Source organism: Microbacterium sp. (genome assembly GCF_049661145.1).
Classification (GTDB): Bacteria; Actinomycetota; Actinomycetes; order Actinomycetales; family Microbacteriaceae; genus Microbacterium.
Genome location: NZ_JBASZT010000006.1, coordinates 1 through 6,878, shown reverse-complemented (window position 1 = coordinate 6,878; position 6,878 = coordinate 1). Strand labels below are relative to the sequence as shown.

Annotated in this window: 10 protein-coding genes; 9 read left to right on the top strand and 1 reads right to left on the bottom strand. The window is 68.7% G+C overall.

All coding sequences use genetic code 11. The annotated features are described in order from the left end of the window. Window positions 1-124: 124 nt before the first annotated feature. The 3 genes from WBP48_RS00250 to WBP48_RS00240 are packed head-to-tail and all read left to right on the top strand — an operon-like array spanning window position 125 to window position 1,762. Window positions 125-331 carry a hypothetical protein gene (locus WBP48_RS00250; RefSeq protein WP_424434339.1) on the top strand — a complete coding sequence of 69 codons (207 nt, stop codon included), beginning with the start codon at window positions 125-127 and terminating at the stop codon, window positions 329-331. After that, on the top strand, window positions 328-1,026 hold the full coding sequence (locus tag WBP48_RS00245; protein ID WP_424434336.1) for a Fic family protein: 699 nt from the start codon (window positions 328-330) through the stop codon (window positions 1,024-1,026). The genes WBP48_RS00250 and WBP48_RS00245 overlap by 4 nt, the downstream gene beginning before the upstream one ends. A gap of 19 nt (window positions 1,027-1,045) precedes the next feature. Continuing rightward, on the top strand, window positions 1,046-1,762 hold the full coding sequence (locus WBP48_RS00240) for a lipoyl protein ligase domain-containing protein (protein WP_424434333.1): 717 nt from the start codon (window positions 1,046-1,048) through the stop codon (window positions 1,760-1,762). Window positions 1,763-1,785: 23 nt separating this feature from the next. Here WBP48_RS00240 and WBP48_RS00235 read toward each other — a convergent pair whose 3' ends face one another. Then, window positions 1,786-2,118 (bottom strand): winged helix-turn-helix transcriptional regulator, encoded by a 333-nt coding sequence (locus WBP48_RS00235; RefSeq protein WP_424434330.1) that lies wholly within the window; start codon window positions 2,116-2,118, stop codon window positions 1,786-1,788. Window positions 2,119-2,196: 78 nt separating this feature from the next. Here WBP48_RS00235 and WBP48_RS00230 point away from each other — a divergent pair, with 78 nt between their 5' ends. From WBP48_RS00230 to WBP48_RS00205, 6 genes are all read left to right on the top strand, one after another. Next, window positions 2,197-2,853 carry an FMN-dependent NADH-azoreductase gene (locus WBP48_RS00230; protein ID WP_424434327.1) on the top strand — a complete coding sequence of 219 codons (657 nt, stop codon included), beginning with the start codon at window positions 2,197-2,199 and terminating at the stop codon, window positions 2,851-2,853. A 39-nt stretch (window positions 2,854-2,892) separates the two neighbouring features. Further along, window positions 2,893-3,120 carry a type II toxin-antitoxin system RelB family antitoxin gene (gene relB / locus WBP48_RS00225; RefSeq protein WP_424434324.1) on the top strand — a complete coding sequence of 76 codons (228 nt, stop codon included), beginning with the start codon at window positions 2,893-2,895 and terminating at the stop codon, window positions 3,118-3,120. Next, complete coding sequence (locus tag WBP48_RS00220; RefSeq protein WP_424434321.1) at window positions 3,104-3,376, top strand: type II toxin-antitoxin system RelE family toxin; 273 nt, start codon at window positions 3,104-3,106, stop codon at window positions 3,374-3,376. The genes relB and WBP48_RS00220 overlap by 17 nt, the downstream gene beginning before the upstream one ends. A 71-nt stretch (window positions 3,377-3,447) precedes the next feature. Beyond that, entirely contained in the window at window positions 3,448-4,899 is a 1,452-nt protein-coding gene (locus tag WBP48_RS00215) for a DUF3375 domain-containing protein (RefSeq protein ID WP_424434318.1), read from the top strand. Further along, window positions 4,896-5,642 (top strand): DUF4194 domain-containing protein, encoded by a 747-nt coding sequence (locus WBP48_RS00210; RefSeq protein ID WP_424434315.1) that lies wholly within the window; start codon window positions 4,896-4,898, stop codon window positions 5,640-5,642. The genes WBP48_RS00215 and WBP48_RS00210 overlap by 4 nt, the downstream gene beginning before the upstream one ends. Beyond that, window positions 5,639-6,878 (top strand): ATP-binding protein (locus WBP48_RS00205; protein WP_424434312.1); only part of this gene is annotated, 1,240 nt, incomplete at its 3' end. The genes WBP48_RS00210 and WBP48_RS00205, both read left to right, overlap by 4 nt.

Genomic DNA, 6,878 nt, shown 5'->3' with positions numbered 1-6,878 from the left:
CCGAGAGAACGGGTGACAACCGTTCTCTCGGCGCTCCGTTGTTCTCTCGCGGACGGGTGGTCGTCCACGCCGGGCGACGATGCGAGCCCGACCCCAAGATTAGAATGCGCGCTAGTGTATTCGTATGCGACGCAAGGTGATCACGATCGGCTCGTCAGCGGGCATCACGATCAGTCCCGCCGAGCTCACCGCACTGGGGCTGAAGCCGGGCAATCACGTCGAGGTGACGCTCGTCGGCAGAAGCCTGGAGGTGCGGCCGGCGAGCGCCTATGCCGGGATGTCGCTGGACGAGCTCGTGCCGCTGATCGAGGAGAGGCGGAAGCGCCCGTGACGTGGGATCGCGACCGGTTTCATGCGGAGGTCGCGCGCGCTGATCTGTTCGATGCCGCCTACGCCGACGACATTCTCGTTCGTCTTGCGCACCATTCGACTGCGATCGAGGGCAACACGCTCTCGCTGGGCGACTCGTTCTCGTTGCTTGTCGACGAGATCGCCCCCGCCGGAGCCTCCCTCCGTGAGCTGTACGAGATCGCCAATCATCGTGAGGGACTGCAGCGCGCCATCACAGCCGTGGCGGCGGCCGAGCCGCTGACGGTCGGCCTTGTGCGGGAGCTGCACGCGGCGCTCATGGATCACCTGCTCCCGGACCGGGGTGCGTTCAAGCTGTCGAGCAACATCGTCGTCGGGGCAGCGTTCACACCGACGCCACCGGAGCGCGTGCCCGAGGCGATGCGGCAGTGGGCGGAGCAGACCGACTGGCAGACGCGTCGCCTGGAGGGCGCTCACCTGCTCGAGGCGATCGCTCATTCGCACATCGCGTTCGAGCGGATTCATCCGTTCTCCGACGGCAACGGCCGCACCGGGCGACTGGTGCTCGCGTACCAGACCATCTTCCGCTTCGGCGTGCCGGCGATCGTCACCGCTGACCTGCGCTCCGAGTACATCAATCTGCTCGAAGAGCAAGACGCGCGCGGTCTCGCGACGATGATTGCGCGACTGCTCGCCGACGAGCTCGACCGCCGGTAGGGTCGTGATCCCTTTCGCTATGACCGACTTTGCCTCCTCCTCCCCAGTGGACGTGCTCGTACTCCGCGACGAACCGGCGGTGGGTGACTTCTGGCCCGCGACGGCCGAGGCCGAGCTCGCGAGGTCGGTCGAGCTCTTGCAAGCGGTCGCGACGGACGCAATCCCACAGAGTCGCGTCATCCGCCTCTGCGCACCCTCACCGACCGTCGCGATGAGTCGCCGCGAGAGCCGGATGCCGGGATTCGATGCGGCCCGCCACGCTTCGATCGCGCAGGGGTTCGCGCCCGTCGTGCGTCCGACGGGCGGGAGGGCGGTCGCGTACGACCAGAGCTGCGTCGTCTTCGACGTGATCGTGCGCGACACCGATGGCGCGATCGATCAGGAGCGCTTCTTCGAAGACAACGGCGAGCGGCTCGCCGCGGAACTGCGCGGTCTCGGCGTCGACGCACGGCTCGGGGAGGTGCCCGGCGAGTACTGCCCCGGCGCGTTCAGTGTCAACGCGAGGGGTGCCGTGAAGCTGATCGGCACGTCGCAACGCGGCATCCGTGGGGCGCGCCTGCTGAGCGGGATGCTGGCGCTCGGCCCCGTCGACCGCTTCATCAGCGTGCTCACCGCCGTCAACGCCGCTCTGGAGCTGGAGTGGGATCCGGCAACCTTCGGCACGCTTGCCCACGAGCTTCTCGTGGTGGACCGCCGCGCGGTGGAGAGCGCACTGATCGCCGCCCTGTCGGGCTGAGCGCGGGGTCCGTCCGGTGGCCCTCACCGGACGGTGAGGTGCTCCTCGGCCCAGCGGCCCAACTGCTCCAGCACGGGGATCAGCTCCTTGCCTCCGTCGGTGAGTTGATACGTGACGGAGACCGGGGGCCCGGGGGCGACCGTGCGGGTGAGCAACCGCGCTTCGCTGAGCTCTGCGAGCCGATCGGCGAGCACCGCGTCGCTGATGCCGCCCACGGCGCGGCGCAGCGCGGCGAACGAGATCGGTCCACCACCGAGCACGTCGAGGATCATTCCGTTCCAGCGCTTGCCGAGGATGCTGAACGCGAGCGACACCGTGGCGTCACACTCGTGCCTCGACGCGGCCTCGGCATCCATTGGTCAAGGGTATCGTGCTAGTCTCTGGACAATCGCTAAGAAAAACAGAGCGACTATGAAAATACGATCGGAGAATCCATGTCCCTCTTCCGTCTTGATGCCAGCATCCACCCCGCGACGTCGGCCAGTCGAGCCCTCGCCGATCTCGTGGAGGAGCAGTGGACCGCCGAGCACCCGGATGCCGGCGTCGTGCGCCGTGACCTCGCCGCGGACCCGATCCCCGCGACCGCGTGGCAACTTTCGGTCGCAGCCGGTGCAGAGCCCGGGGATCTGACCCCGGAGCAGGCCGAGGCCGTCGCGCTCCGCACCCTCCTGGCAGACGAGCTCGTCGCCGCCGAAGCGCTCCTGTTCGCGGTCCCGCTGTACAACTACGGCGTCTCGCAGCACTTCAAGACGTGGTTCGACCTCGCGTACACCGATCCGCGCACCGCCCCCACGAGCACGACGCTGCAGGGCAAGCCCGCGACGCTCGTGACCGTGCTCGGCGGCAACTACGGCGCCGGGACGCCCAGGGAGGGCTGGGACCACTCGACCGGATGGCTCCGTCGCGTGCTGGCCGATGTGTGGGGGCTCGAGCTGCGCGTCGTGCAGCGTCCGTTCACGCTCGTCGGCGTGAACCCTGCGCTCGATGCCTTCACCGACGTCGCGGCGACGCTGAAGGAGCATGCGGAGGACGGGGCGCGTCGGTCCGGCGTCGAGCTCGCCCGCGCGCGCTCGGTACGCCTGGCGGGGTAGACTACAGCGAGTACAAGTATTCTCTGGAAGGATTCCACGATGCCGACGACTGTTCGCCTGAAGGCCGACGTGGAAGCTCGGCTCAGGCGGCTGGCGGAGGAGACCGGGCGGCCGCAGAGTTTCTACATCAATCAGATGATCGAGCGTGAGATCGATCGCGTCGAATGGGAGTACGCCATCCTGCGCGACGTGGAAGCACATCGGGCGGGCCAGCTCCCGACGGTCTCCAACGATGAGTTGAAAGCGGACCTTGGTCTGGAGGATTGAGTACGCACCTCGCGTCGTCAAGGCATTCAAGCGGGATCTCGACCGCGAGGTCGTTCGCCGCATGATTGCGAAGCTCGAACAGGCCGCCGACTCTGACGATCCGAGGGCCATGGCCAAGCCGATGACGGGCAACCTCAGAGGACTGTGGTCGTATCGCATCGCCGGAGGCTATCGAGGCATCGCGGACATTCAGCACGATCGTCTCGTGATCTTTGCCGTCGAAGCGGGACCGAGACGCGATGTCTACGACAGGTGAGCTTTTCAGGAGCGCAGAATACGAGGGCCTTCGGTGCGCCCGATGTCGGCGCCGTGTCGGAGAATGGACGCGTGCCCGCCGTCGCCCAGGTCCTGCAGCTCGCTCAGCTCGCTGAGCGCGATGGCGCGTGGCGGCTGCTGCGGGCCGACAACGCCGCGATCATCGCGGGTCTGCTCGGCGCACACCTCGGTGGTGACGAGCGTCGATGGGATGCCGAGGAGCTCTACGAGCGGCTCGACACGGACCTCGAGCGGCTGCGCGCACAGGGGCTCACTCTTCCGCTCAGCGCGCAGGGATACTGCGCGCAGTGGCGCGCGGCCGGCTTCCTCGTGCGGAGGCCCTCCGCCGAGTCGCGGGGTGAGACGCTGGAACTCTCGCCGGATGCGATCGCGGCGATCCGCTTCGTACAGGGCCGCGCCGAACCGCGCTCGAGCGTGACCGAGTCGCGCCTGTCCAGTCTCGCGGCGCAGGTGCGGCAGCTCGCGATCGACACCGACCCGGATGCCGCCGCCCGCATCGCTCTGCTCGAGGAGGAGATCCGGCGCATCGAGCGCCGCATCGAGGCGCTGCGGTCCGGAGATGACGCTGCCCTCGACCCCGACCGGGCGCTCGAACGCGCGCGCGACCTGCTCGCGCAGGCCGCCGACGTCCCCGACGACTTCGCCCGCGTGCGCGCCGAGTTCGAGGCGCTGAATGCGTCGCTGCGCGCGAAGATCATCGAGTCCGACTCCTCTCAGGCCGCCGTCGTCGACGAGGTCTTCAGCGGCATCGATCACATTTCGGAGTCGGATGCCGGCCGCAGTTTCACCGCGTTCTCGCAGCTGGTGCTCGATCCGGCGCTCGGGGCCGCCTTCGAGTCCGACATCCGCCGTGTGCTCGACCGCGGATTCGCGCGGGACCTCACCCCAGCCGAACGCCGCACCCTGCGTTCGTTCCTCACGACGCTCAAAGAGCGCAGCGCCGAAGTCCACGACGTCGTCACGATGTTCGCGCGGGCGCTGCGACGCTATGTGCAATCCCAGGACTACCAGCGCGATCGGGTGATGCGCGGCCTGCTGCGGCGTGCACAGCACGCCGGTGTCGAAGCCGCCGCGCACACGCGGCCTTGGCACCCCATCGGCCTCACGCTCGACCTCTCCTCGGTGCCGGTGGCAAGTGTCGGTGCGGTCGATCTCCACGACCCCGCGGAACTCGCGGCGACCGATGATGTGCCCGAGCACGAACCGGGCCTCGCGAGCCTCGACGAGCTGCGGGCGCTCGCCCGCGAGACCGAGATCGACTTCGCCGAACTCACGCGCAACGTGAATGAGCTCCTGGCCGAGGTGCGTACCTGCACCGTCGCCGACGTGCTCGCGCGCCATCCGGCCACGCAGGGGGTCGGCAGCGTCGTCGGCCTGCTTTCGCTCGCGGCCGATCAGGGGACCGTCGACGACGAGCCAGAGGTGCTGTCGTGGGAGGGGTCCGACAAAGTCACGCGCGCCGCCGTCGTCGCGGCGCACAGGTTCACCGGGGTGGTGCAATGACAAACGGCGAGAATGCCACGACAAGCGTCCTCGGCGAGCGGAATGATGACGGCCTGGCCGATTCCGGCCTGTGGGAGGGCGACGCGGGAACCCTCCCGGACGCGACCCGACGTGCGATCCTGCGTCTTGTGCGCGGCCCGTACCTTGCCGGCGCGCGCGAACGACAGGTCTGGTCGGTGCTGCTGAGCGACGAGGCCGTCATCCGGTCTCGTCTGGCCGATATGTTCCTCGACCTCGTGATCGACCGCGACCACGAGGTCGCGTTCGTGCGCAACGCGCCGTCCGATTCCGCGCCACGCGCCGTACGGGCTGAGGCCCTCACCTTCCTCGACACCGCGATGCTGCTCGTGCTGCGCCAGACGCTCCTGAGCGAAGACGGCGCCGGACGCGTGATCGTCGGCAGGTCCGAACTGTTCGAGCAGCTCGCGGTGTTCCGCACGCCCGATCGCGACGAGAAGGACTTCCAGAGCCGCCTCAACTCGTCGTGGCACAAGATGCAGAACAAACTGCGCGTGCTGCACGCCGTCGGTGAGGACCGCGCCGAGATCTCTCCCGTGCTCCGGCTCATCGTCGATGCCGACCAGGTGCGCGCCATCACCGCCGAGTACGACCGGCTGGCGCGAGAGGGCGCGCCGCCGAACACGGACGGCGCGGACGACGTCGATGGCCGATTCGTCACGCTCGGCTCGCTCGACGACCGGGAGGACGACTCCGAGCCTGCAGAAGAGGGTGGCGACGAATGACGATGCTCACTTTCCCGGGAGAAGAGACCGAGCCGGACGTCGACCGACCCGGACAGTGGCGCCTGGCGCGGCTCGAACTCGTGAACTGGGGCACTTTCTCGGGTCACGTCTCCGTTGACGTTGCGCGCGCCGGGCACCTGTTCACCGGTGCATCCGGCTCGGGAAAGTCGTCGTTGCTCGACGCCATTGCGACCGTGCTCACCCCCGACAAGTGGCTGCGGCTCAACGCCGCCGCGCAGGATGGCGCGTCCCGGCAGGGTGACCGCACCAACATGAGCTACGTGCGCGGTGCGTGGACGAAAGAGGCCGACGAGTCCGCCGATCGCGCCACGACGACCTACCTGCGCCCCCGCGCGACGTGGAGCGGCATCCTGCTGCGCTACGAGAACCTGCGGGACGAGCCGGTGACGCTCGTGCGGGTCTTCCACGCGCCGGGCACCCGCACCGAGACGTCGGCCCTGAAGGACGCCCGCCTGTTCACACGCGGCGAGCTGAACCTGCTTGATCTCAAGCCGCACGTTGAAAGCGGCATCGACGCGCGTCGCATGGCGACCGCGTTGCCGGACGCCCTCATCACGACCAGCGGCAAGCACGGCCGATTCCATGAACGGGTCATCCGCCACTTCGGCTTCCGCAGCGATGCGACGCTGCAGCTGCTGCACAAGACCCAGTCCGCCAAGAATCTCGGCACTCTCGATGCGCTGTTCCGCGGGTTCATGCTCGACCAGCCCGCGACCTTCGTCCGATCCGACAACGCGGTCGAGCAGTTCACCGAACTCGACCGCGCGCACGCCCACGTCGCCGATCTGCGCCGTCAAGTCGAGGTGTTGCGTCGAGTGGATGCCGCGGTCACTGCGTTCGACGAGGCATCGACTGCCGAGACCGCCGCCGCGGGTCTCCACGACGCCGTCGAGGCGTACACCGCCTCTCTCAGGCTGCGCCTCGCGCGTGAGGCACTCGGTCCCGCACGAGCGGCGCTCGCCCGTGCCGAGGCGCGTCTGCACGACGCCGACGCGGCGCACCGGCTGGCCGCAGACGCCCTCGAAACAGCGCGCGCTCGGGTGCGCGACGAGGGCGGTACCCGCATCGAACTGTTGCAACTGCAGGTCGATCGCGCCGAAGAGCGGGAGCGCACCGTCGCCGCGCGACGCAGCGACCTCGTTGGTGAACTCGCCCGCGTCGAGGCGCCCGTGCCCGCCGACGCCGCCGAGTTCGCCGAACTGCTCCAGGCCGCCG